The following is a 24656-nucleotide window of genomic DNA, read 5'->3' as shown; positions in this document are numbered from 1 at the left end:
ATGCTCGGACATTCTGCTGGAGCCGGCCCTTGAAAGCCCTCGACGAACTGACCTTCGACAATCGCTTCGCCCGCCTTGGCGATGCATTCTCCGCTCATGTGCTGCCCGAGCCGATCGACAACCCGCGTCTGGTCGTCGCCAGTCCGGCAGCGCTGGCATTGCTGGATCTAGAGCCGGCCACCGCCGAAACGCAAGAGTTTGCCGAACTGTTCGGCGGCCACAAGCTGTGGGCCAATGCCGAGCCGCGAGCGATGGTGTACTCCGGGCATCAGTTCGGCGGCTATACGCCGCAACTGGGTGATGGTCGCGGCTTATTGCTCGGCGAGGTCTACAACGCGGCCGGCGAGCACTGGGACTTGCACCTCAAAGGCGCCGGGCAGACGCCGTTTTCGCGCATGGGCGATGGTCGTGCCGTGCTGCGTTCGTCGATCCGGGAGTTCCTCGCTTCCGAAGCGCTGCACGCGCTGAACATTCCGTCCTCGCGCGCAGCCTGCGTAATCGGCTCCGACACCCCGGTCTGGCGTGAAAAGCAGGAACGCGCCGCGATGGTGCTGCGTCTGGCGCCGAGCCATATCCGCTTTGGCCACTTCGAGTATTTCTATTACACCAAACGTCCCGAGGAGCAGAAGTTGCTCGGCGAGCATGTGCTGGCGATGCATTTTCCGCAATGCCTGGAGCAACCCGAACCGTATCTGGCGATGTTCCGCGAGATCGTCGAGCGCAACGCCGAACTGATCGCCAAATGGCAGGCCTACGGGTTCTGCCACGGCGTGATGAACACCGACAACATGTCGATCCTGGGCATCACCTTCGACTTTGGCCCGTTCGCTTTTCTTGATGACTTCGACGCCAACTTCATCTGCAACCACTCGGACGACCAGGGCCGGTACTCCTTCAGCAATCAAGTGCCCATCGGCCAATGGAACCTCAGCGCCCTGGCCCAGGCGTTGACGCCGTTCATCAGCGTTGAAGCCCTGCGCGAAACGCTCGGCTTGTATTTGCCATTGTTCCAGGCGCACTACCTCGACCTGATGCGCCGTCGTTTCGGGTTCACCACGGCTGAGGATGACGATCAATTGCTGCTGGAAAACCTGCTGCAACTGATGCAGAACAGCGGCGTCGACTACACACTATTTTTCCGCCGGCTCGGTGATCAATCCGCAGAACTGGCCGTTGCTCAATTGCGAGACGACTTCGTCGACATCAAAGGCTTCGACGCCTGGGGCGAACGCTATGTGGCGCGGGTTGCCCGTGATGGCACGCTCGATCAAGAGCAACGCCGCACGCGCATGCACGCGGTCAATCCGCTGTACATCCTGCGTAATTATCTGGCGCAAAAAGCGATTGATGCGGCGGAACAAGGGGACTATTCAGAGGTTCGCCGGTTGTATGCGGTGTTAAGCAAGCCGTTCGAAGAACAACCGGGAATGGAAAGCTACGCCGAGCGCCCGCCCGAGTGGGGCAAGCATCTGGAGATCAGTTGTTCGTCGTGATGGCATCAAACTGGCCAGGCGTAAACTGGAGCGCCGGCGCTGCCAAATGGTGCGGGCAGAGCGAGCGCTCAGGTCTGTGCGGCCGCGAATCTCAATCGCGTTCGCAGGGCCTCACAAGCGTTGAGTTACGCAGCTTGCGTTTGCGCAGGAGGCCGCTCGCCTTGCTTGAATAGCACGAAGACGCGCTCTTCGCTGTCCGTTGCGGCGCTCTTGAGCAGGAACCCGATCACTAGCCCGCCGCCAAACAATACGCCCGAGAATCCCGGGAAAGGTGGTTTGGCAAAGAACATGAAATAGAGCGTCGCGAGCAGGCTGATCAAGAAATACGGCCCCAGAATCAACAACGCCAACTTACCGATACGGGTGGCCGTATGTAGTTTTTTGTCCAGCACCTGACGGTCGGCTTCATCAAGCAATAGATCCGAGCTGCACTGATAACAGTTGATGGGCTGCAACCGAACCAGTTCGAACGCTTGGTGATACGTCGGTTTGAGCGTGTAGTTGCAATGCCCGCAACTCATGCTCGCGTCCTTGTAAGGCGTGGAATCGGTAGGCACAGCGGCCTCTTGGGTGTGGCTCATGACAGTTAATTCCCTTTAGTTGACAGCTACGGCTGAAAAAGCCGCGCGACATGCTAGCAGAGTGCGACTGTCATGACGTTGCGTGGTCTTGCCGTGCCCTTCAGATAAATACATCTACCGGCACGTTGAAGCGCTCTGCCAACCAGCGGACCTGGCGCAAGTTGAGCTTGCGCTTGCCATTCAAGATTTCAGAAACAACCGACTGTGTACCGACACCCGGCAGATCGCTCTGGGTCAAGCCGTGTTCACGCATCATGTAACCGAGAACCTCTTCGCCGCTCGCTTGAGCCATGGGGTGATGGGTGTGATCCCATTCTTTGATCCAGTCACCAATGATGTCGACCAGGCTCATCAACGGATGCGACTCGTCATCGCCGGTAATCTCGAGTATCTCGTCGACTGCCCGAACCAAGGAGTCGTAGTCCTCTTCGCTCTTGGGTTTTCTAACCAATGGAGAAACAAACTCCCAATGTTCAGCAACCGTCTTGATCAACACACTCATACCTTTGCCTCCTTCCATTTCCCACGGTCATATTCGCGGTGATCCAACACATGCTTTATGAAAAGCCTCTGTGATCGGTAACTGACAAAAGCAATTAACCTCAGCTTATTGCCGCCGATGTCAAAGACATGAAATTCGCCCACCTTGTCGATTGCGGGAAATATCGATTTCATCGCCGCGAAATCCTTTGGATAACTCCTGCTTGCCAGACGAAACCACTGCGCCAGCGCGTTTTCTGCCTGTGGCCACCGTGCCTTGGCCTCTCTAATCGGTTTTTCACTGAACACATGCATGCAACATCCTTATCGCATTCTGCTATAGAAAGTTAATCACAGATCGAAATCATCGCAAGTTGCGATACTACCGAGCAGACCAACGGACCCGCTCGGTGTGCTCCAGCCTAGGTGCAGCCTTGAAGCCTGCACGATTGAAAATATGAGCAAACGTCTCCAACTTAGGCTTATCAGCTCTTCATCGGACCTTGCTCATGACCGACCCACTGCTCATCCCTTGCCCCGCCTGCAACGGCCTCAACCGCATTCCCGCCGAGCGTCTGGCTGACCAGCCGAAGTGCGGTCGCTGCAAATCCGCGGTGCTGCTGAGCAAACCCTTCGAACTCAAGCAAGGCGATTACGCCAGCCAGATCAAAGGCGATCTGCCGTTGTTGGTGGACGTGTGGGCGGACTGGTGCGGGCCGTGCAAGTCGTTCGCGCCGATATTCGAGCAGGCAGCTGCGCAGTTGGCGGGCAAGTGTCGGCTGGCCAAGCTTGATAGCGAGGCGAATCAGCAGCTGTCGGCGCAGTTGGGGATTCGCTCGATTCCGAGTCTGATTCTGTTCAAGAACGGTCGGGAGGTGGCGCGCCAGAGCGGGGCGTTTCCGTTGCCACAGTTGATGGCGTGGCTGCGTAGCCAGGGCATCTGACACACCCTGAAAACTCTGTGGGAGCAGGCTTGCCAGCGATGACACTGGATCAGGCACTTCAAATGCTGAATGTGCCCGCCTCATCGCGGGCAAGCCCGCTCCCACAGGTTTTGTGGGAGCTTCGAGAAGTCACGCGTCTTCGAGCAGGTTGTGCAACTCGACAAACTGCTGGGTCAGCTTGTGCCGCGGATCGAGGTGGATCAGCGGCATGCTGGCTTGATGCGATTCACGCATGCGCACTGAACTGGTCAGATACACCGGCAATACCGGCAAACCTTCGGCAATCAGCTCATCGAGAATCTGCTGCGGCAGGCTGGCCCGCGCCTGGAACTGGTTGACCACGATGCCTTCGATTTCCAGCCCTTCGTTGTGGTCTTCCTTCAATTCTGCAATTTCCGCCATCAACCCGTACAAGGCCTGACGCGAGAAGCTGTCGCAATCGAAGGGAATCAGCACGCGATCTGCAGCAATCAGCGCTGATACCGCATAAAAATTCAGCGCCGGCGGTGTATCGAGATAAATCCGGTCGTAATCTTCGGACAACTCATCGAGCAATTTGCGCAGCTTGTTGATCTTGTGCTTCGCCTCAAGCTTAGGCTGAAGATCGGCCAGCTCGGCGGTAGCAGTGATGATGTGCAGGTTGTCGAACGGGGTTTCGTAGATATCCGCCTGATTCTTCTTCGAGAACGGCCCTGAAGACAGCGTTTGCTTGAAGAAATCGGCAATGCCCATCGGGATGTCGTTGCCGGTGAGCCCCGTCAGATATTGAGTGGAGTTGGCCTGAGCATCGAGATCGACCAACAGTGTGCGATAACCCTCACTGGCGCTGACCGCTGCCAGATTGCAGGCAATGCTGGATTTGCCTACGCCACCTTTCTGATTGAACACCACGCGCCGCATGACAAAACCTCCGTGTATCAAAGAATGACCGAGTGTAGATGCGCGCCGCCTCGCTTCGCTACCTTCGCGGACATGGACTACAAGGTCAGGTGCAATTTTCGGCGCGCAGGACCAGTAAAAACCGCCACCAATCGCCGAGATGGCCGACAGACAAGCCGCTGACAATCTGGATAATGGCCAAGTGACAGTTTTACCGCGAACCATTCGGTACATTTCACTGCACAAAATGTAACCAGCATTTGCTACACACCCGTGTCACCGGGATAATGCGCGCCACCCGGCGCCAAGCGCCACGTCAAGCCTGCTGCGGCTTTGGCGACTCACGCCACAACAAAAAGCCCGCAGGGGCGGGATGAATGTCCGTGATCAACTTCAACATCGCCCAGTGGCGCGCGTGGGCCCCAGGGCTCGATAGCGTGGACGCATGGCAAGCCTGGAGCCGACAACCGGTCGTGCTCCAGAGCAGTGATGCCGCGCCCGATGTGTCGTTCTTGCCGGCCATGCAACGCCGCCGCCTCAGCCGACTGGCCAGAATGGCTTTCAGTGTCGGCTGGCCACTGGCCGACGGACGGGAGAATCTGCCTCTGGTGTTCGTCTCGCGACACGGCGAGACCCCGCGCACTTACGAGATCCTCAGTGACCTTGCCAAAGACGAACCGCTGTCGCCGACGCAATTCAGCCTCTCGGTGCACAACGCGATCATCGGCTTGTGGTCGATCATGCGCGGCGAAACCAGCGAAATGACCGCCCTCGCCGCCGCTGGCGACGGTCTCGAACACGGCATGCTCGAAGCCGCAGCCCTGCTCAATGAAGGCGCTCCGGCAGTGTTGCTGGTGATTACCGAAGAACAGCCGCCCGCAGCCTATACGGCGTGGATCGACGATGTGCCGTTTCCTTACGCGCTGGGTCTGTTGCTCACTCCCGGTACCGACTGGCGGCTGACCCTGAACAGCACCACCGAAGCACGGTCCAAAGCGCACTGGCCACACGCGCTCAACTTGCTACGCACTCTGCTCGGCCAGCAGCCACTTTGCCAACATGCCTGGAAAAATCGCGTATGGACCTGGCAACGCAACCCGTGACCGAGAAGAACCGCGACGCCTACTACTGGCGTCTGCTGGCCACCGCGGCGAGTTTCGCGCTGTTCGGGCTGGGCGGGCTGTGCCTGCGCGTGCTGGTTTTCCCGGTGCTCGGCTGTCTGCCCGGTGATGCCCTGAAGCACCGTCAGCGTGCGCGGCACACCGTAAGTCGGCTGTTCTGGTTTTTTGTCCGATTCATGGCTCGCACCGGCGTATTGACCTACGACATTCAGGGCGCTGAACGTCTCGGTCGTCCAGGGCAGATGATCATCGCCAATCATCCATCGCTGATCGATGTGGTGTTCCTGATCGGTCTGGTGCGCCAGGCCAACTGCGTGGTGAAGAAAAGCCTGTGGGAAAACCCCTTCACCCGTGGCCCGCTGCGCAGCACCGAATACATCAGCAACGACGGCAGCATGGACATGCTCGATGCTGCCGCCGAGTCCCTGCAAAACGGCCAGACCCTGATCATTTTCCCTGAAGGCACCCGTACTCAACCGGGCCAGGCGCCAGCCTTTCATCGGGGGGCTGCGGCGATTGCCCTACGGGGTGCGAAAATCCTTACGCCGGTGGTCATCAAGGTCAACCCGACCACCCTGACCAAAGCCGAGCCCTGGTATCGGATCCCCAGGCGCCGCGTACACTTCAGTTTTCGTGTCGGGGCCGATATAGATCCACAGACATTCGCAGCACAAGGCCCGGCACCGCAGGCCTCGCGCAAGCTCAACGACTATTTGCATTCTTACTTCATCAAGGAGCTCGCCGAAGATGAGCGATCTACACCGTGAGATTAAATTGCTGATCATCGACGCCCTCGGCCTCGAAGACATCAGCGTCGACGACATCGGCGACGATCAAACATTGTTCGGCGAAGGCCTGGGCCTGGATTCTGTCGACGCACTGGAACTGGGTCTGGCGATCCAGAAAAAGTACGGCATCAAGATCGACGCCGACGCCAAAGACACCCGCAACCATTTCTCCAACGTGGCGAGCCTTGCGGCCTTCGTCATGGCAAAACAGGCAGCTTGAGACCGGACCATGCAAACTCGTGACGATATTTTCAACACCCTGCGTGATGCCCTGGTCGAGCTGTTCGAACTGGATCCCTCCCGTGTAAGCCTGGATTCCAACCTGTATCAGGATCTGGAGATCGACAGCATCGACGCGGTCGATCTGATCGACCACATCAAGCGCCAGACCGGCAAGAAGATCGCCGCCGAAGAATTCAAATCGGTGCGCACTGTCGGTGACGTGGTCGAGGCGGTCTACCGTCTGGTTCACCCGGCCGCATGAGCCGACTGATCGGCCTCGGCCTGTTGCTGGCCGGTCTGCTGTATCCCTTTGCGGTGTATTTCGGCATGGAGCATTTTGCCCCGTGGCAGTTCGGCCTGCTGCTGGGCAGCCTGTGGCTGGCGCGAGCACTGACCGGCGAACGCAAACCCGGCAGTGTGTGGATGGCCTGCGTGGCGATGATGTTTTGCCTGTTGCTGGCGCTGTTCGACAGCCCGCTATTGCTGCGCTGGTATCCGGTGCTGATCAGCGGTTTCATGCTGGTGCTGTTCAGCCTGAGCCTGAAATACGGCCCGCCGATGGTCGAACGCCTGGCGCGGCTGCGTGAACCGCAGTTGCCGGCCAACGCAATTGCCTACACGCGCAAGGTCACTGTGGCCTGGAGCGTATTTTTCTTCTGCAACGGTTTGTGCGCCGCGCTCCTGACCCTGTGGGCGCCGCTGAGTTGGTGGATGTTGTACACCGGCCTGATCTCCTACGGATTGATCGGCCTGATGTTTGCCATTGAATGGCTGATACGACAACGGGTAAGAGGCCGTACATGAACTGGATAAAACTTGAGCAACTGTTGCTCAAGGCGTTGCCGGCGCGGGCGATCAGCCAGGCCCCGGCATTGGATCACGCACAGCTGTGCGAGCAGGCGTTGAGCGTGGCTGCCGGCCTGCAAGCCCAAGGCGTGCAGCGTTTGGCCGTACATCTGGAAGATGCCGCCGACCTGGCCATCGCCCTGCTCGGTGCCTGGCGCGCTGGCGTCAGCGTATTGCTGCCCTCGGACTTGCAAGCGCAAACCCGCCAGCGCTGGTCCGGCGAAGTGGATCTGTGGCTGACCGATCAGACCGGCGACAGTGGTTTAGCTGAACTCCATCAGCCGCCACTTCCCGGCGCCGAGCTGGATCTGGATCAGTGTCGCTTGAGCCTGTGCACTTCCGGCTCCAGCGGCGAGCCCAAGCGCATCGACAAGACCCTGCGCCAGTTGGCCAATGAGGTCCAGGCGCTGGAACAGCTGTGGGGCGCGGATCTCGCCGACGCATGCATCATCGGCAGCGTCGCCACCCAGCACATCTACGGTTTGCTGTTTCGCGTGTTGTGGCCGCTGTGCGCCGGGCGAACGTTCGTGCGCAAACAACTGGCATTCCCCGAAGACCTGCAACGCGCCAGCCGCGAGTATCCAGCCTTCGCCTGGGTTGCCAGCCCGGCGCTGCTCAAGCGCATGGGTGACAACCTCGACTGGCCAGCTTTGAGCGCCGTGCGCCGGGTGTTTTCCTCGGGCGGCGCACTGCCTGTAGACGCGGCTCAAAGCCTGCATCAACGCTTGCAACAGTGGCCGACTGAAATCCTCGGCAGCTCGGAAACTGGCGGCATCGCCTGGCGTCAGGGCGAGCAGCTGTGGCAGCCGTTCGCCGGTGTCGAATTGAGTCAGGACAACGACGGTGCACTGCTGATCGCCTCACCGTACCTGCCTGCAGGGCATGTCGAACACACCGCCGATGCAGCACGCATTGCCGCCGATGGCCGTTTCGAACTGCTGGGTCGACTGGACCGAATCGTCAAACTCGAAGAAAAACGCATTTCCTTGCCGATGCTTGAGCAAGCCCTGGTCGCCCACGACTGGGTTGCCGAAGCGCGCCTGGGCGTTGTTCAGGAAAATCGTGCGTCCCTCGGCGCCTTGCTGGTGCTCAGCGAGTCCGGCCTGTTTGCTCTGCGCGAGCACGGTCGACGTAGCCTGACCGAAGCCCTGCGCCAGCACTTGAAAGAGCACTGCGAAGCTTTGGCCCTGCCGCGTCGCTGGCGATTGCTGCGGCAAATGCCGCTCAACAGCCAGGGCAAACTGCCGCAGGCGGATATCGAGGCGCTGCTGCTCGGCCCTCGACCGAAAGCCCCCGAGGTGCTGGAGCAAACCGAAACGGACGGCGAATGGAGCCTGCAACTGAGCGTGCCGCCGGATCTGGCGTACTTCAGCGGCCACTTCCCCAAAGCCCCCGTGTTACCCGGCGTGGTGCAAGTGGAATGGGCACTGAACCTCGCTCGGCAACTGCTCAACCTGAGCGGTGCCTTCGCTGGCATGGAAGTGCTGAAATTCCAGCAACTGGTGCGTCCCGGCGATGAAGTCCAGCTGCACCTGCGCTTCGATCCCGAACGCGGCAAATTGTATTTCGCCTATCGCAATGACATGGCGACCTGCTCCAGTGGCCGCATCCTTCTGGAGACTGGCAATGCATAACCCCTGCGCCGTGATCCCGGTCTACAACCACGAAACCGCGATCAGCACCGTTGTCGACGCCCTGCTCGCCCAAGGTCTGCCGTGCCTGCTGGTGGACGACGCCAGCAAGCAGTCCTGCGCGCGGGTGCTGGACGTGCTGGCCGAGCGCGACAACGTCCATCTAGTGCGGCTAACCATCAATCAGGGCAAGGGCGGCGCGGTGATGACCGGCCTGCGCGAAGCCTCGCGCCTGGGCTTCAGCCACGCGCTACAGGTCGACGCTGACGGTCAGCACGATCTGCACGATGTTGCCCGTTTCGTTGAGGAATCGCGCGCACATCCGCAAGCGATGATCTGCGGCTATCCGCTGTTCGACGAAAGCGTGCCCAAGGGCCGCTTATACGCGCGCTACCTGACCCACGTGATGGTCTGGATCAACACACTGTCGCTGCAGATCCGCGATTCGATGTGTGGCTTTCGCGTCTATCCGGTTGCAGCGACGCTGGCGGTGATCGACTCGGCCAAGGTCGGCAAACGCATGGATTTTGACTCGGACATTCTGGTGCGCCTGGCGTGGCGCAATCAGCCGATGCGCTGGCTGGAAACCAGCGTGCATTACCCGCTGGATGGCGTCTCGCACTTTCGGCTGTTCCATGACAACGCGCTGATTTCGAGCATGCACACGCGGCTGTTCTTCGGCATGTTGCTGCGCTTTCCGCTCATCCTCTGGCGACGGTGGCGGACATGACCGTCGATACCGAAAAGAAGCACTGGGCCGACCGCGAGGAACGCGGCAGTTTCCTGCTGATGAAATTCACCGCGCTCGCCGCCAAGGTGCTTGGTCGCCGCCTGCTGAGCCCGTTGTTATACGGCATCGTCCTGTACTTTTTCCTGTTCGGCCGCACGGCCCGACACAGCGCCCGGCAATACCAGCAGCACCTGGCCGACTGGAGCCAACGCGAAGACTTGCGTCCAAGCCATTGGCGGGTGTTCGGCCAGTTCATGGCATTCGCCGATTCGCTGCTCGACAAGCTCGACGTGTGGAACGGCAAGCTGCGCATCGAGCAAATCGAAATCATCGACCCGGCGCTGCTGCGCACTCAGTTGCGCGGCAGTCGCGGGCAATTGCTGGTCGGCGCACACCTGGGCAATCTCGAAGTGTGCCGGGCGCTGGCGGAAATCGGCGAAAAGGTCACGATGAACGTGTTGGTGCACACCAAGCACGCCGAGCAGTTCAACCGCTTGCTGGGGGAAGCCGGGGCGACCAATCTGCGCCTGATCCAGGTCAGCGAACTCGACCCGGTGATCATGCTGCAACTGCACGAACGCCTGGAGCGCGGCGAGTGGCTGGCGATTGCCGGCGACCGTGTGCCGCTGCACGGCGGCCGTAGCGTGACCGTGGACTTCCTCGGCCATCCGGCACCATTCCCGCAAGGCCCATGGCTGCTGGCCGGGCTCCTCAAATGCCCGGTCAATCTGCTGATGTGCCTCAAGCAACCCGACGGCCACTATCGCCTGACCCTCGAACCCTTCGCCGACGCCGTCGTGTGGAAGCGCAGCGAGCGCGAGCAGGTCATTCATCAGTGGGCCACCCTCTACGCGCAGCGCCTGAGTCACTATTGCCTTGAAGCTCCGCAGCAATGGTTCAACTTTTACCCTTTCTGGAAGACCGATGACGACGCCAACCCATGAGCCGGTAACTTTCGGCGAACGCCCTCTGCGCATCGAAGACGTGCTGGCCCTGGCCAACCGTCAGGCGCCCGTACAGTTGCAGAGCGACGCCGCTTACCGGGAACGGATCGCCAAGGGCGCACGGTTCCTCGATTCGCTGCTGGACAAGGAAGGCGTGATCTACGGCGTGACCACCGGTTACGGTGATTCCTGCGTGGTCGCGGTGCCGCTGCATCACGTCGAGGCGCTGCCGCGTCATCTCTACACTTTCCACGGTTGCGGGTTGGGTAAACTGCTTGACGCCCAAGCCACCCGCGCAGTGCTGGCGGCGCGTCTGCAGTCGCTGTGCCACGGCGTTTCCGGGGTGCGGATTGAACTGCTCGAGCGCCTGCACGCCTTCCTCGAATACGACATCCTGCCGCTGATTCCCGAAGAAGGCTCGGTTGGCGCCAGCGGCGATCTGACGCCGCTGTCCTACGTCGCGGCAACCCTGTCCGGTGAGCGTGAAGTGATGTTCCGTGGCGAGCGCCGTCAAGCAGCCGACGTCCATCGCGAACTCGGCTGGACGCCGTTGGTGTTACGCCCCAAAGAAGCGCTGGCACTGATGAACGGCACCGCCGTGATGACCGGCCTCGCCTGCCTCGCCTACGCCCGCGCCGATTACCTGTTGCAACTGGCTACACGCATCACCGCGCTGAACGTCGTGGCACTGCAAGGCAATCCGGAGCATTTCGACGAACGCCTGTTCGCCGCCAAACCGCATCCGGGGCAGATGCAAGTGGCCGCGTGGCTGCGCAAGGATCTGGCGATCGACGCGCCGACTGCGCCGCTGCACCGCTTGCAGGATCGCTACTCGCTGCGCTGCGCCCCGCATGTCCTCGGCGTGTTGGCCGACAGCCTGAACTGGCTGCGCTCGTTCATCGAGATCGAACTCAACAGCGCCAACGACAACCCGATCATCGACGCCGAAGCCGAGCGTGTGCTGCACGGCGGGCACTTCTACGGCGGGCACATCGCGTTCGCCATGGACAGCCTGAAAAACCTTGTGGCCAACGTCGCCGACCTGCTCGACCGTCAACTCGCGCTGCTGGTCGATGAACGTTACAACCACGGTTTGCCGAGCAATCTGTCCGGCGCCACAGCGGATCGGGCGATGCTCAACCACGGCTTCAAGGCTGTGCAGATCGGCACCAGCGCCTGGACCGCCGAGGCATTGAAAAACACCATGCCGGCCAGCGTCTTCTCGCGCTCCACTGAGTGCCACAACCAGGACAAGGTGAGCATGGGCACCATCGCCGCCCGTGATGCGATCCGCGTGCTGGAGCTGACCGAACAGGTCGCCGCCGCCACGCTCCTCGCCGCGAACCAAGGTGTATGGCTGCGCGCGCAAGCCGAAGACGCCCGAGCGCTGCCGCCTGCGCTGGCCGCCATGCACGAAGAACTTGCCAAGGACTTCCCGCCGGTCATCGAAGACCGCGCACTGGAAGGCGAACTGCGCCTGTGCCTGCAACGCATCGCTGCGCAACACTGGAGGCTGCATGCGTAGCGCCGGAGTACTGCACGCCGATACGGAAATCCTCGTCCCGTTCTTCGACGTCGACACCATGCACGTGGTCTGGCACGGCCATTACGTCAAATACCTTGAAGTAGCGCGCTGTGCGTTGCTCGACAAGATCGGCCACAACTACACGCACATGGTCGAATCCGGTTACGCCTGGCCGATCATCGATCTGCAACTGCGCTACGTGCGTGGCGCGGTGTTCGGCCAGAAACTCAACGTGCGCGCCAGCCTGGTCGAGTGGGAAAACCGTCTGAAGATCAACTATCTGATCACCGACCTGCAAAGCGGCGAACGCCTGACTCGCGCAAGCTCCGTGCAAGTGGCAGTCGAAGTGAGCAGCCGCGAGATGCAACTGGCTTCACCAAAAGTCTTCACTGATGCCGTGGAAAGGATGCTGCGATGAACCTGTTTTTCAGAAGTCTTGGTGCGCTGGTGCTGCTGGCCGTGTCGTCACTGGCCCACGCCTTTGACCTGCAACAACTGAGCGCACAACTGGCCAAGCCGGACGTGATCCACGGCCAGTTCGTCCAGGAAAAACACCTGCGCGCCCTGCCCCAGCCGCTGATCAGCAAGGGCAGCTTCGTCCTCGCAAAAAACCAAGGCCTGCTCTGGCTGCTGAAAATCCCACTGCAACAGGATTACCGCATCAGCGCCAAAGGCATTGCCCGGCGTGACGGCAACGGCTGGCAACTGCTGCCGAACAAGAGCGCCGGCGCCGAGCAGAACCGTTTGTTCCTCGCCGTGCTGCAAGGTGACAGCAGCGGCCTGCAACGCGACTTCGAACTGGCGCTCAGTGGCGACGCGCAACGGTGGAAACTCACCCTGACCCCACGTTCGCTGTTGCTCAAGCAAGTGTTCAACCAGATCAACATTGACGGCGGCGAACTGGTGCAAACCATCGAACTGCTGGAAACCCAGGGCGACAGCACCGTGCTGCGCATGCAGGACAGCACCGCCGGCCAACCGTTGAGCGACGCGGAGCAACATGACTTTGCCGAGTGAACGCAAGCTGCCCTGGCTGTTCCTGATTCTGCTGCTGGCGGTCGTCGCGCTGGCCGGTTGGCAGTGGCGCGACGGTGCGCCATTGTCCGCCAACCTGATGGAACTGGTGCCGGGCACCGACCCCGACGCTCTCGAACTGCGCGCCGAACAACGCATGCAGGAGCCTCTCAACCGCGAAATGCTGGTGCTGGTCGGCCACGCCGATCGCCAGCAAGCAGTGGCCATGGCGCAAACGCTGGGGGAGCAATGGCAAGCCAGCGGACTGTTCGAAAAAGTGCAGTGGAACCTGCAAGCAGACCTCCCCGCCTTGCGCAAGCAATTGCTGCAAGGGCGGCTGGCGATGCTCTCGGCGAATGATCGGCAACTCCTGATCGAACATCCCGACGCCTTCATTCAGCAACGGGTGCAGGCACTGTTCGACCCGTTCAGCGGTTTCAGTCTGGTGCCGAGTCAGGACGACTGGCTGGGCCTGACTGCACGCATCCAGAACAGCCAGCCGCAACAAGGCGCGGTGCAACTGGACATCGGTAGCGGTGCATTGGTCGCCGATGCCGACGGCAAGAGCTGGGTGCTGTTGCGCGCACGCACCACCGGCAATGCCTTCGACATGAACCTGCCGCTGCAAGTGGCCGATCTGCTTGAGCACAGTCGTGATCAGGCAGCGAAATCCGACGTGCAGCTTCTGGCCGCCAGCGGTCTGCTGTACGCGGCCAGTGGTCAGCAACAGGCCACTCGCGAGATGACCTGGGTGGGCGGCGGCGCCACAGTCGGGATTCTGCTATTGCTGCTTTTGGCGTTCCGCCGCTGGCGCGTGTTGTTGGCATTTGTGCCGGTGCTGGTCGGCATGTTGTTCGGTGCCGTGGCGTGTGTGGCGCTGTTCGGCCATATGCACGTGATGACGTTGGTACTCGGTTCCAGCCTGATCGGCGTGGCGGTGGATTACCCGCTGCACTATCTGTCGAAGAGCTGGAGCCTGAAACCGTGGCGCAGTTGGCCCGCCTTGCGCCTGACCCTGCCGGGGCTGACGCTGAGCCTGATCACCAGCGCCATCGGTTATCTGGCGCTGGCGTGGACGCCCTTCCCGGCGCTGACGCAAATCGCCGTGTTCTCCGCCGCCGGCTTGCTGGGCGCCTATCTGTCGGCGGTGTGCCTGCTGCCGGCGCTGTTGAAGAATGTCGAACTGCGCCCGGCGCAATGGCCGCTGCATCTGGCCAAACGGCTAATAACCCTGCGGGAAAAACTGCTGGAGCGCATCTGCACGCCAATACTGCTGGCGCTGTTGATCGCCTTCTGTGTGGGCGGCCTCGTGCAACTGCAAAGCAAAAACGACATCCGCCAATGGGTCGGCGCGCCACAGCAACTGACCGACGAAGCGCAGACCATCGCACGCATCACCGGGTATCAGCCGACCAGCCAATTCTTCTTGGTGCGTGCAGCCAATCAACAAGAACTGCTGGAACGCCAAGCAGCACTGAGCGAACGTCTGGAGCAACTGGTCAACCTCGACAAACTGCAAGGTTTTCTGGCGCTCGATCAACTGGTCAGCCCGCCAAGTCAACAAGAGCAAGTGCGCCAGGCGCTGAACAAGCTTCCACAGTTCTGGCAGCCGCTGCTCGATCTCGGCGTGCCGGTAATGGCCCTGCAAAACGAGTTGCAGCAGTTGCAAAGATTGTCCTTTGAGGACATCGACGCCGCGCTGGTCGGTCCGCTCGGCGAGCCCTACCGCACGTTGTGGCTCGGTCCGACCGAAGAGGGCGTGGCGGCGATCACCAGTCTGCAAGGCCTGAACAATTCTTCGCTGCTGCGGGTGCAGGCGCTGGATTTACCGGGGGTGGTGCTTGTGGATCGCCTCGGGGAATTGAACAGTGTTTTCGCCGCCACGCAGATCAGCGCGGCAGAACTGAAACTCGCCTCGTGCGTGTTGATCGTGCTGGTGTTGATCCTGCCGTTTGGTCTCGGCGGCGCCCTGCGCATCGTCACGCTGCCGTTGCTGGCAGCGCTGTGCAGTCTGGCCAGCCTCGGTTGGCTCGGCCAGCCGCTGACATTGTTCAGCCTGTTCGGCCTGCTGCTGGTGACAGCGATCAGCGTCGATTACGCGATTCTCATGCGTGAGCAAGTCGGCGGCGCGGCGGTGAGTCTGCTCGGCACGTTGCTGGCGGCCGTGACGACGTGGCTGTCATTCGGTTTGCTGGCGGTATCGAGCACGCCAGCAGTGAGCAACTTCGGTTTATCGGTCAGCCTCGGTCTGGCCTTCAGCTTCATGCTTGCACCGTGGGCCGGGCGTCACCCACATACCGCAAAAGTCGCGGAGCCGGCAGCATGATGATCGTCGGATTCTGGCTGCTGGCCCTGGCGCTGTTCTTTGTCGCGACCCGCGTCGGTCGCCACTTCGGCCTGATTCCGATTGTCAGCCAGTTGCTGTTGGCGAGCTTCGGTTTGCCGCTGCTGATGTATTTCTGGATCGAACCGGGCTGGCAGCTCAGCGGCGCCGAACTGATCGCGCCGACGTGGCTGAAAGACCTCTACAGCCTGAGTTTTGCCCTGTTGCTCGGGCACATCCTCAGCGATGTGATCGACCTGCGTCTGGATCGCCAGAGCGTGAAAATCGCCGTACCGAGTTTCGCCGTGCCGTTCGCCTGTGGCCTGGCGACCGCCTATTGGCTGCTGCCGGCGCAACCGTGGCTCAATTCGTTGGCTATCGGTCTGGTGTTCGCCATCACGGCCATTCCGGTGCTGTATCTGTATCTGCGGCACATCGACTACCCGCCCGCCGCCACACGACGGCTGGTGCAAACCGCGATCCTGATCGATCTGACCTGCTGGACCCTGTTCGGCCTCGCCCAAGGCAGTTTGCACCTGAGCAGTCTGTTGCTACCACTGGGGCTGGCGTGTGCGCCCTTGCTGCTGCGTCTGTTCGGTGTGCAGCGACCGCTGACTTATAGCCTCGGCTTCTTCGCGTTATTGGTGCTGGCCGAGCACTACAAACTCAATGCGCTGATTTTCGGCATCGGTTACCTGTTGTGCATGGCCACGCTGAAAATACCGCTGGTGCTGCCGTTGCCGGCGCGCTGGATGAGCCGTTTGCAGACGTGGATCGCGATCCCGTTGATCCTCACGTTCGGCATCGTGCAAATCGACGTACACGCCGCCCTCGCCAGCCTTGGCGCGCTGCAATGGGCGGCACTGCTGCTGGTGCCGATTGCCAGTAAACTGCTCGGCAACTGGCTTGGCCTCGGCTGGGCCGGTGCCTCGTTCGAGGGTGCCAGTCGCTGGCGGGAAAGCGTGCTGCTGAACATTCGCGGCCTGAGCGAAATCGTCTTTCTCAACTTGCTGTTGCAACAACAGCTCATCACGCCGGCGCTGTACTTCGCGCTGATGCTGATGGGCCTGATCGCGACGTTGCTGCCAGCCCTCATCGGCCTGCATCGCGCCCCATTGAATTTGAACAATCCACTGCCCCGGAGCTCACGTGCCAATCGTTGAAATGGAATCGCGTCAGGTCGTGATCATCGGCGCAGGCCCCTCGGGCGCCATCGCCGCCGCCCTGCTCAAGCGCAAAGGGCACGACGTGCTGGTAATCGAGCGTCAGCACTTCCCAAGGTTTTCCATCGGCGAAAGCCTGCTCAGCCATTGCCTGGACTTCGTCGAAGAAGCCGGCATGCTCGACGCCGTCAACGCCGCCGGGTTCCAGCGCAAGACCGGCGCGGCGTTTGCCTGGGGCGAACGCTACAGCGCGTTTGATTTTGGCGACACCTTCACCAACGGCAAGCCGACCACGTTCCAGGTACAGCGCGCCGACTTCGACAAACTGCTGGCCGATCAAGCCGCGCTGCAAGGCGCCGAGATTCGCTATGGCGATGCCATCGTCAGCGTCGATTTCGACCGGGCAAAACCGCAGTTGGATGTGCGCCGCGAAGACGGCAGCGAATACCGCGTCGAAGCGGATTTCGTGCTGGATGCCAGCGGTTACGGTCGCGTGCTTTCACGCTTGCTGGATCTGGAGGCGCCGTCGAATTTCCCGGTGCGCCAGGCGGTGTTCACTCACGTCGAAGACCACATCGACAACCCGGCGTTCGACCGCGAAAAAATCCTCGTCACCACGCACCCGCAGCATCGCGATATCTGGTTCTGGACCATCCCGTTCAGCAATGGTCGCTGTTCGGTGGGCGTAGTCGCCGCTGCCGAACACTTCGAAGGTCGCGATACCGATCTTGACGCCTGTCTGCGCGGTTTCATCGCCGAAACGCCAAGTCTGGCCGGCGTCCTCAACAACGCCGAGTGGGATACTCCGGCGCGCACCCTCGGCGGCTACGCAGCCAACGTCAAAACCCTGCACGGTCCGGGCTTTGCGTTACTCGGCAACGCGGCGGAATTTCTCGATCCGGTGTTCTCCTCCGGCGTCACCATCGCCATGCGTTCGGCGAGCATGGCGGCGGCAGTGCTGCATCGTCAGTTGCAGGGCGAAACGGTTGATTGGCAAAGCGAGTTTGCCGAGCCGCTCAAACGCGGCGTCGACACCTTCCGCTGCTATGTCGAGGGCTGGTACGCCGGGACCTTCCAGGATGTGATTTTTTATGAACAGAGCCAGGCCGACATTCGCCGGATGATCTGCTCGATTCTCGCCGGTTATGCCTGGGATGAACGCAACCCGTTCGTCAGCGAAGCTCGGCGCCGGTTGAAGATGATTTCCGAACTTTGTGCAAAGGACGCCCCATGAATTACCGGAGCGACAGCTACGTCGAGGAAACCCGCTTCGGTTTCTGGTTCCTGCGCAGCCACACCTGGCAGCATCACGTGTTGCGCGTGGCAATCAACGATCTGCGTGGGCTGTTCAGCGAAGCACCGCCGGCACACCCGGTGCTGCTCGATGCCGGTTGCGGTCAGGGCAAATCGTTCGGCCATTTGCGCCAGACCTTTGCACCTCAGCGTTTGATCGGCATCGATGCCGATCCGCGCAGCCTTGAATTGAGCGCCGAAGAAGCGGCGCGTCAGGGATTGCACGTCGAGCTGATCGGCAGCGATTGCGCAATGCTCAACGTGCCGGATGCCAGTGTCGATCTGCTGTTCTGCCACCAGACCTTTCATCATCTGGTCGAGCAGGAAAAGGCCTTGGCCGAGTTTTATCGGGTGCTCAAGCCTGGCGGTTATCTGCTCTTTGCTGAATCGACCGAGGCTTACATCGATACCTGGGTGATTCGCTGGCTGTTCCGCCATCCAATGCACGTGCAGAAAAGCGCCGCGCAGTATCTGGAGATGATTCGCGAGCAGGGTTTTGAGTTTGGCGAGCGCAATGTTTCGTACCCCTATTTGTGGTGGAGCCGGTCGAAGGATTTCGGTTTGCTGGAGCGGTTTGGATTGCTCAAACCCAAACCGTTCGGGCAGCGGGAAGAGACGCTGGTGAACGTGGTTGCGCGCAAGCCGCTGGAAGGTGAGATCTGATGTACGGCAGTCGATCAGTACACAACCCACCCTGTGGGAGCTGGCTTGCCAGCGATAGCGGTGGATCAGTCATCCTCAATATTGGACGTGCCGACGCAATCGCTGGCAAGCCAGCTCCCACAGGTTCTTGGGTGTTGCGACTGTTTTTGTTGGTCTGCATCGCGCTGCTAGGTGCCTGCGCAACTCACGCACCACTACCAACGGGCAACCCGACTCTACCGCTGCCCCTGCAACTGCACATCGAACGTAACCTCGCCGAGCAACGCCAGGACTGGCTGCTGGTGATCCAGCGTGAAGGTTCCGGCATCCGCTGGTCGATGATGGACCCGCTGGGCATTCCCCAGGCACGTCAGCAACTGATCGACGGACGCTGGCAGGCCGATGGCCTGCTGCCGCCCAATCCCGAAGCCCGGGAGTTGTTCGCCGCGCTCCTGTTCGCCCTGACCCCGTCCGGCGAACTCCTGCGCAACTACCCCGCCGCGCAGCAACAGGGTGAGCAACGCTCCCTGCCCGCGCGCTGGGATATCCGCTACTCACAACCGTTGAGCTTCGAATTGAAACTGCCTCAAGGCCCGCACTACCGCGTCTCCCCCCTCGGTGAACCGACGCCATGACCGCCTACTTGAATGCCCTCGGCGTAATCTGCGCACTGGGCCGAGACAAGCATGAAGTTGCGCACAACCTGTTCGCTGGCGACTGCTCCGGCATGCGTCGCGAATCCGGCTGGGTGCCGGAGCGTGAGTTGCCGGTGGCCGCCGTGCACGTTGAGCTGGCAGCGATTGCGCCAGAACTCGCCGACCAGCGCAGCCGCAACAATCAGCTTTTGCTGGAAGCCGCGTTGCAGATCCGCGATGACATCGACCGGGCCATTGAGACTTATGGCCGCGAGCGCATCGGCGTGGTGCTCGGCACCAGCACCTCGGGCATTGACGAAGCCAGTCGTGGTCTGGCGCATTTCCTTCGTGAACAGCAGTTCCCGAGCGGATACGACTATCGGCAACAGGAACTCGGCGCCCCGGCGAATTTCCTTGTCGACTGGCTACAACTGAGCGGGCCGGCCTACGTGATTTCCACCGCGTGCACTTCCAGCGCACGCGCCCTGATGAGCGCGCAGCGCCTGCTCGATCTCGGTCTGTGCGATGCAGTGCTGTGCGGCGGCGTCGATAGCCTGTGCAAGCTGACCCTCAACGGTTTTTCATCGCTGGAAGCGGTATCCGATGAGCGCTGCAATCCGTTCTCGGCCAATCGCAACGGCATCAACATCGGCGAAGCCGCGGTGCTGTTCGTGATGAGCAAGCAACGCGGGGAGGGTCCGGCCATCGCCCTGCTCGGCGCTGGCGCCAGTTCCGATGCGCACCATATCTCGGCGCCGGAACCGAGCGGGCGCGGCGCGCTGCAAGCGATGCAAAAAGCCCTGAGTCGCGCGCAATTGCAGCCTGGGCAAATCAACTATCTGAACCTGCACGGCACCGCCACCCAACACAACGACGCCATGGAAAGCCTGGCGGTCGCCACGCTGTTCCTCGACGGCGTGGCGTGCTCGTCGACCAAACCGATGACCGGTCACACGCTCGGTGCTGCCGGCGCGCTAGAAGCGGCGTTCTGCTGGCTGAGCCTGAGCGCTGACAACCCAGGCCACGCGCTTCCGCCGCACGTTTGGGACGGCCAACCCGATCCCGACCTGCCAGCGCTCAAGTGGGTGACCGCAAGTGAACCCCTGACGTCCATTGCACCCCGCTACCTGATGAGCAACTCGTTTGCCTTCGGGGGCAACAACGTCAGCCTGATTATCGGAGACGCCCCATGACTGACTGGCCGCTCGCCGAACTGCTGCCTCACGCAGGCGACATGATCCTGATCGACAAGATCACCCGCTTCGACGATGAACAGATTTACACCTGCCTCACGGTCAAGCCTGACGGCCTGTTCAGCCTGCCCGACGGCAGCCTGCCGGCGTGGGTCGGCGTCGAGCTGATGGCACAAAGCGTCGCTGCGTTCGCCGGTTGTCATGCACGGCGCAAAGGCAATCCGGTGGAACTGGGTTTCCTGCTCGGCACACGCAAGTTCGAGTGCAACGTCGAAGCGTTTCCGGCCGGCAGCGAGTTGACCGTCCATGGCATCCGCTCGCTGGAAGATGACAACGGCATGGGCGTGTTCGAATGCCACATCACTGCGCCCGGCATCCAGGCCAGCGCTCGACTGAATGTGTTCCGCCCGCCGCAACCGTCCCAATATCTGCAACAGACACAGGAGTCGAACGATGACTGAATCCGTACTGGTCACCGGCTCCAGCCGTGGCATCGGCCGCGCCATTGCCTTGCGTCTGGCGCAGGCCGGCCACGACATCGTCCTGCATTGCCGCAGCGGCGTCGCCGACGCCCAGGCAGTGCAGGCTGAAATTCAAGCGCTGGGCCGCAACGCGCGCATCCTGCAGTTCGATGTCGCCGACCGTGAAACCTGCAAAACCATTCTCGAAGCCGACGTTGAAACCCACGGTGCCTATTACGGTGTGGTGCTCAATGCCGGGCTGACCCGCGACGGTGCCTTTCCAGCCCTGAGCGACGACGATTGGGACGTGGTGCTGCGCACCAACCTCGACGGTTTCTACAACGTCCTGCACCCGGTGATGATGCCGATGATCCGTCGCCGCGCCGCCGGTCGCATTGTTTGCATCACTTCGGTGTCGGGATTGATCGGCAACCGTGGCCAGGTCAACTACAGCGCCTCCAAGGCCGGCGTCATCGGTGCCGCAAAAGCGTTGGCGATCGAACTGGGCAAGCGCAAAATCACCGTTAACTGCGTCGCGCCAGGCCTGATCGACACAGCGATGCTCGACGAAAACGTGCCGGTGGAAGAATTGATGAAAATGATCCCCGCGCAACGCATGGGCACCCCGGAAGAGGTGGCCAGTGCCGTGAATTTCCTGATGTCGGCGGAAGCCTCGTACATCACCCGCCAGGTCCTGGCGGTCAACGGAGGCTTGTGCTGATGAAGCGCGTCGTTGTCACCGGCATGGCCGGCATCACCTCGCTGGGCAGCGACTGGCAGACCATCGCTGGCAACTTCGCGGCCAACCGCAGCGGCATCCGCCGGATGGACGAGTGGGATCGCTTCAGCGAACTGAACACACGTCTCGCCGGCCCCATTGATGATTTCGTCGTCCCGGCGCACTGGACCCGCAAGCAACTGCGCAGCATGGGCCGGGTTTCGCGTCTGGCTGTCGGTGCAGCGGAACAAGCCCTGGCCGATGCCGGCCTGCTCGGCGACGCATCGATCAAGGACGGGCGTATGGGCGTAGCCTGCGGGTCGTCCACCGGCAGCACCGACGAGATCAAGGCGTTCGGCAACATGCTGCTCAACTCGGTGGCCGAGGGCCTCAACGCTAACTCCTACGTGCGCATGATGCCGCACACCACAGCGGCGAATATCAGCATCTTCTTCGGCCTCACCGGGCGTCTGATTCCGACGTCCAGCGCCTGCACCAGCGGCAGTCAGGGCATCGGTTATGCCTACGAGGCAATCAAGTTCGGACGCCTGCCGCTGATGCTGGCCGGCGGCGCCGAAGAACTCTGCCCGACCGAAGCGATGGTGTTCGACGCGCTTTACGCCACCAGCCTGAAAAACGACGCGCCACAGACCAGCCCACGTCCGTACGACAAGGGCCGCGATGGTCTGGTGATCGGTGAAGGCGGCGGCATGCTGGTGCTCGAAGAGCTGGAACACGCCCTTGCTCGCGGTGCACATATCCACGCCGAGCTGGTGGGTTTCGGCAGCAACGCCGACGGCCAGCACACCACACGCCCGGAACAAACCACCATGCGCCGTGCGATGGAACTGGCGCTCGAAGACGCCGGGCTCACACCGGATGCAATCGGTTACGTCAATGGCCACGGCACCGCTACAGAACAAGGCGATATTGCCGAAACACTGGCGACCAGCAGCTTATTCGGTGAACGCATGCCGATCAGCTCGCAGAAGAGTTTTCTCGGCCATACGCTGGGGGCCTGCGGAGCGCTGGAGTCGTGGTTCAGCATCGAAATGCTCAACCGCGACCTGTACGTGCACACGTTCAACCTCGATGAGGTCGATCCGCACTGCGGCAAGCTCGACTACCTGCGCGGTGAATTCCGCCAGATGAGCAACGAATACGTGATGAACAACAATTTCGCTTTTGGTGGGGTCAACACCTCGTTGATTTTCCGCCGCTGGCACTGACCGCTACACGTTTGGAGTGAAGGGAATGACTCAGTTTCACCGCATCGCCGCCCTGCTGGCCCTGGCTTTTGTACTCGGCGGTTGCACCAGCAAACCGGTGTACAACGCCAAGGAAGAGTTCTCCAGCAACCTGGGCTTCACCGAATCACAGATGAGCCGCGCCATCGTCACTGCGCTCAATGATCGCCAATGGGTCGTGCAATCGGTGCGTCCGGGCATGATCAAAGCCGCGATCACCGTGCGTGGTCGGCATCACGCCGAAGTCGACATCCCGTTCACCCCGACTTCGTTCGAAATCGACTACCGCAGCAGCTACGGCCTGAATGCCAAGGACGGCAAGATCCACGGCAACTACAACCGCTGGGTCAACCGTCTGCGCGACAACGTCCTCAAAGAGCTGTCGATCAACCCGGACATCGAAGCCGTCAACAGCCTTGGCATCATCAAGCAAGGCGCCGACGAGCCGACCTACCTCAGCTTCCGCGAAGGCGTCAAACGCGCCACCGACGCCGGCCTGCTCGACGGCAGCGTCAAGTTCTACCTGGCCGGCGAAACCCTGCCAAAACAGGTGCGCAAACTCGACACCGTCAGCAGCAGCCGCAAGACCAACGGCTCGAACAAGTCCGACGAAGACGCCTGCTTCTGGGCCTTGCAATCGGCCCTCGCAACCCTGCAGAACGCCGCCAAAAAGGCCGACGCCAACGCCGTGATCAATATCGCCAGTGTCGACCAGCGCGACCTCTACAAAGACACCGAAAAATTCCAGTGCCGCGCCGGGTTGGTGGTGTCGAGTGTGGCGTTGCGTGGGGATTTGGCGCACGTGGATTGATGGAACTGTAGAAACGACAAAGGGCGCCTTTCGGCGCCCTTTCACAGACAGGTTGGCTTGTCATCGCCCGCCACCTGTCTGGCTCTGCGATGGCTGGTTACCCAGGATCCTCAGAGTCTCACAAGCCCCTTTCGGGAACGCCGGCAGTATTGCCTGAAATGGCATCACTGGCAATGAATGGCATTTGGCTTCAACGCGCCATCCTGATTGCCACTACAGCCCCAGCGCCTTTCTGACCGCGGTTTTAATGGCATAAAACTCGTCTGTTGCAAGGTGAATGGGTGTTGCAGTCGAACCTGATCAAGTTGCAGGCCGAGGCCAAACGGGTCGGGGCGAACGCGGTGACCAATATCGTCAGTTATTACGACCAGCGTGTGCGCAAGGATTTGAATACTTACGAGTGTCGGGCGGGGATCTTCGTGACGCGGGTGGCGTTGAGGGGGGATTTGGTGCGGTTGCCTTGATTGATATCACCTCCACGCCCAGCGCGGAGGTGACCAGAAAGCTTATTGAGCCTGAATCAGCTTACTTTCGCTTACACCGCTACGACCGGTCTTTTCATCGACTACTTGCAGGCTGTTGCGCGCTTTGATGAAGCCGACTTTCACTTCCTGCCAGACGAAGTAATTCTTGCCTGCTTCGGCAGACAGTTTCAGTTCCGAATCGTTTTCTGCCGAAGACACGAGAGTCTGCTGGCCCGCCGGTACCGACAGCATCAGATACGACTTGGCGACAGTTGCGCCAACCGGTTTGCCATTAAGTGCTACGGGCATTTTCACGCCTGCGCCCATGCTTTCGTTGCGATAAACATAAATATTGGCCTTGTCCGGAGTTACCTGGAACGTTTTGGCCTGTGCATCTTGAGTCTCGTCGGCCATTTTTACCGAAGCACAACCTGTGCTCAACGCGGTGACTACCAACAAGGCGGCAAAGCTGAACTGCTTGAACATCTGTCTCTCCATAAGTTTGATG

Annotated in this window: 28 protein-coding genes and 1 pseudogene; 24 read left to right on the top strand and 5 right to left on the bottom strand. The window is 60.9% G+C overall.

Annotated elements, in window-relative coordinates; translation table 11 throughout:
* The first annotated feature begins 29 nt into the window (after positions 1-29).
* A complete protein-coding gene (gene selO / locus IEQ42_RS06495) occupies positions 30-1493 on the top strand; it encodes a protein adenylyltransferase SelO (RefSeq protein ID WP_210702944.1) in 1464 nt (487 codons plus the stop codon).
* A 125-nt stretch (positions 1494-1618) separates the two neighbouring features.
* Here the strand turns inward: selO and IEQ42_RS06490 are convergent, their stop codons facing one another.
* The 3 genes from IEQ42_RS06490 to IEQ42_RS06480 all read right to left on the bottom strand — a co-directional run bounded on the left by IEQ42_RS06490 (position 1619) and on the right by IEQ42_RS06480 (position 2869).
* A complete protein-coding gene (locus IEQ42_RS06490) occupies positions 1619-2074 on the bottom strand; it encodes a hypothetical protein (protein ID WP_210702943.1) in 456 nt (151 codons plus the stop codon).
* Between the two features lie 100 nt (positions 2075-2174).
* Positions 2175-2576, bottom strand: a complete 402-nt coding sequence (locus IEQ42_RS06485) for a helix-turn-helix domain-containing protein (protein WP_047299431.1) — start codon at positions 2574-2576, stop codon at positions 2175-2177.
* Complete coding sequence (locus IEQ42_RS06480; RefSeq protein ID WP_047299429.1) at positions 2573-2869, bottom strand: type II toxin-antitoxin system HigB family toxin; 297 nt, start codon at positions 2867-2869, stop codon at positions 2573-2575. Before IEQ42_RS06480 ends, IEQ42_RS06485 begins: the two co-directional genes overlap by 4 nt.
* A 194-nt stretch (positions 2870-3063) precedes the next feature.
* Between IEQ42_RS06480 and trxC the strand changes: the two genes are divergently transcribed.
* Positions 3064-3498 (top strand): thioredoxin TrxC, encoded by a 435-nt coding sequence (gene trxC, locus IEQ42_RS06475; RefSeq protein WP_210702942.1) that lies wholly within the window; start codon positions 3064-3066, stop codon positions 3496-3498.
* A gap of 129 nt (positions 3499-3627) precedes the next feature.
* Here trxC and IEQ42_RS06470 read toward each other — a convergent pair whose 3' ends face one another.
* A complete protein-coding gene (locus IEQ42_RS06470; protein WP_042557297.1) occupies positions 3628-4398 on the bottom strand; it encodes a ParA family protein in 771 nt (256 codons plus the stop codon).
* Positions 4399-4754: 356 nt separating this feature from the next.
* Between IEQ42_RS06470 and IEQ42_RS06465 the strand changes: the two genes are divergently transcribed.
* The 22 genes and pseudogenes from IEQ42_RS06465 to IEQ42_RS06360 form a co-directional block, all read left to right on the top strand.
* A complete protein-coding gene (locus IEQ42_RS06465) occupies positions 4755-5480 on the top strand; it encodes a beta-ketoacyl synthase chain length factor (RefSeq protein WP_210702941.1) in 726 nt (241 codons plus the stop codon).
* Positions 5456-6265: a lysophospholipid acyltransferase family protein gene (locus IEQ42_RS06460; protein WP_210702940.1), complete on the top strand. Its 810-nt coding sequence runs from the start codon at positions 5456-5458 to the stop codon at positions 6263-6265. Before IEQ42_RS06465 ends, IEQ42_RS06460 begins: the two co-directional genes overlap by 25 nt.
* Positions 6246-6506 (top strand): phosphopantetheine-binding protein, encoded by a 261-nt coding sequence (locus IEQ42_RS06455; protein ID WP_047299425.1) that lies wholly within the window; start codon positions 6246-6248, stop codon positions 6504-6506. Before IEQ42_RS06460 ends, IEQ42_RS06455 begins: the two co-directional genes overlap by 20 nt.
* Positions 6507-6515: 9 nt before the next feature.
* Positions 6516-6770 (top strand): acyl carrier protein, encoded by a 255-nt coding sequence (locus tag IEQ42_RS06450; RefSeq protein ID WP_042557293.1) that lies wholly within the window; start codon positions 6516-6518, stop codon positions 6768-6770.
* On the top strand, positions 6767-7312 hold the full coding sequence (locus IEQ42_RS06445) for a COG4648 family protein (protein WP_150593964.1): 546 nt from the start codon (positions 6767-6769) through the stop codon (positions 7310-7312). Before IEQ42_RS06450 ends, IEQ42_RS06445 begins: the two co-directional genes overlap by 4 nt.
* A complete protein-coding gene (locus IEQ42_RS06440) occupies positions 7309-8988 on the top strand; it encodes an acyl-CoA synthetase family protein (protein ID WP_210702939.1) in 1680 nt (559 codons plus the stop codon). The genes IEQ42_RS06445 and IEQ42_RS06440 overlap by 4 nt, the downstream gene beginning before the upstream one ends.
* Complete coding sequence (locus IEQ42_RS06435) at positions 8981-9715, top strand: glycosyltransferase family 2 protein (protein WP_210702938.1); 735 nt, start codon at positions 8981-8983, stop codon at positions 9713-9715. The genes IEQ42_RS06440 and IEQ42_RS06435 overlap by 8 nt, the downstream gene beginning before the upstream one ends.
* The gene (locus tag IEQ42_RS06430; protein ID WP_210702937.1) at positions 9712-10659 is read left to right on the top strand and encodes an LpxL/LpxP family acyltransferase; all 948 of its coding nucleotides are present in this window, start codon (positions 9712-9714) and stop codon (positions 10657-10659) included. Before IEQ42_RS06435 ends, IEQ42_RS06430 begins: the two co-directional genes overlap by 4 nt.
* On the top strand, positions 10640-12184 hold the full coding sequence (locus IEQ42_RS06425; RefSeq protein ID WP_210702936.1) for an HAL/PAL/TAL family ammonia-lyase: 1545 nt from the start codon (positions 10640-10642) through the stop codon (positions 12182-12184). The genes IEQ42_RS06430 and IEQ42_RS06425 overlap by 20 nt, the downstream gene beginning before the upstream one ends.
* Positions 12177-12602 (top strand): acyl-CoA thioesterase, encoded by a 426-nt coding sequence (locus IEQ42_RS06420; protein WP_095187415.1) that lies wholly within the window; start codon positions 12177-12179, stop codon positions 12600-12602. The genes IEQ42_RS06425 and IEQ42_RS06420 overlap by 8 nt, the downstream gene beginning before the upstream one ends.
* The gene (locus IEQ42_RS06415; RefSeq protein ID WP_210702935.1) at positions 12599-13201 is read left to right on the top strand and encodes an outer membrane lipoprotein carrier protein LolA; all 603 of its coding nucleotides are present in this window, start codon (positions 12599-12601) and stop codon (positions 13199-13201) included. The genes IEQ42_RS06420 and IEQ42_RS06415 overlap by 4 nt, the downstream gene beginning before the upstream one ends.
* The gene (locus IEQ42_RS06410; protein ID WP_210702934.1) at positions 13185-15524 is read left to right on the top strand and encodes an MMPL family transporter; all 2340 of its coding nucleotides are present in this window, start codon (positions 13185-13187) and stop codon (positions 15522-15524) included. The genes IEQ42_RS06415 and IEQ42_RS06410 overlap by 17 nt, the downstream gene beginning before the upstream one ends.
* A complete protein-coding gene (locus IEQ42_RS06405; protein WP_210702933.1) occupies positions 15521-16684 on the top strand; it encodes a cation:proton antiporter in 1164 nt (387 codons plus the stop codon). Before IEQ42_RS06410 ends, IEQ42_RS06405 begins: the two co-directional genes overlap by 4 nt.
* A complete protein-coding gene (locus tag IEQ42_RS06400) occupies positions 16671-17918 on the top strand; it encodes an NAD(P)/FAD-dependent oxidoreductase (RefSeq protein WP_210702932.1) in 1248 nt (415 codons plus the stop codon). The genes IEQ42_RS06405 and IEQ42_RS06400 overlap by 14 nt, the downstream gene beginning before the upstream one ends.
* On the top strand, positions 17915-18640 hold the full coding sequence (locus IEQ42_RS06395) for a class I SAM-dependent methyltransferase (RefSeq protein WP_210702931.1): 726 nt from the start codon (positions 17915-17917) through the stop codon (positions 18638-18640). The genes IEQ42_RS06400 and IEQ42_RS06395 overlap by 4 nt, the downstream gene beginning before the upstream one ends.
* A gap of 131 nt (positions 18641-18771) precedes the next feature.
* Positions 18772-19254 (top strand): hypothetical protein, encoded by a 483-nt coding sequence (locus IEQ42_RS06390; protein WP_210624090.1) that lies wholly within the window; start codon positions 18772-18774, stop codon positions 19252-19254.
* Positions 19251-20447, top strand: coding sequence for a beta-ketoacyl-[acyl-carrier-protein] synthase family protein (locus tag IEQ42_RS06385; RefSeq protein ID WP_210702930.1), 1197 nt, complete (start codon positions 19251-19253; stop codon positions 20445-20447). The genes IEQ42_RS06390 and IEQ42_RS06385 overlap by 4 nt, the downstream gene beginning before the upstream one ends.
* Entirely contained in the window at positions 20444-20908 is a 465-nt protein-coding gene (locus IEQ42_RS06380; protein ID WP_150596011.1) for a hotdog family protein, read from the top strand. Before IEQ42_RS06385 ends, IEQ42_RS06380 begins: the two co-directional genes overlap by 4 nt.
* Positions 20901-21629 carry a 3-ketoacyl-ACP reductase FabG2 gene (locus IEQ42_RS06375; RefSeq protein WP_210702929.1) on the top strand — a complete coding sequence of 243 codons (729 nt, stop codon included), beginning with the start codon at positions 20901-20903 and terminating at the stop codon, positions 21627-21629. Before IEQ42_RS06380 ends, IEQ42_RS06375 begins: the two co-directional genes overlap by 8 nt.
* Positions 21629-22855, top strand: a complete 1227-nt coding sequence (locus tag IEQ42_RS06370; protein WP_150687604.1) for a beta-ketoacyl-ACP synthase — start codon at positions 21629-21631, stop codon at positions 22853-22855. Before IEQ42_RS06375 ends, IEQ42_RS06370 begins: the two co-directional genes overlap by 1 nt.
* A 25-nt stretch (positions 22856-22880) precedes the next feature.
* A complete protein-coding gene (locus IEQ42_RS06365) occupies positions 22881-23684 on the top strand; it encodes a hypothetical protein (RefSeq protein ID WP_042557276.1) in 804 nt (267 codons plus the stop codon).
* Positions 23685-23959: 275 nt separating this feature from the next.
* A pseudogene (locus IEQ42_RS06360) lies at positions 23960-24148 on the top strand (excinuclease); the annotation flags it as partial.
* A gap of 42 nt (positions 24149-24190) precedes the next feature.
* On the opposite strand, the gene IEQ42_RS06355 reads toward IEQ42_RS06360, so the two are convergent.
* Positions 24191-24634, bottom strand: coding sequence for a DUF2846 domain-containing protein (locus tag IEQ42_RS06355; protein ID WP_210702928.1), 444 nt, complete (start codon positions 24632-24634; stop codon positions 24191-24193).
* Positions 24635-24656 lie beyond the last annotated feature (22 nt).

The organism is Pseudomonas iridis (genome assembly GCF_017980685.1).
Classification (GTDB): domain Bacteria; phylum Pseudomonadota; class Gammaproteobacteria; order Pseudomonadales; family Pseudomonadaceae; genus Aquipseudomonas; species Aquipseudomonas iridis.
The sequence above is the reverse complement of the archived record's forward strand: the minus strand, read 5'-3'. Positions and strand labels throughout refer to the sequence as shown.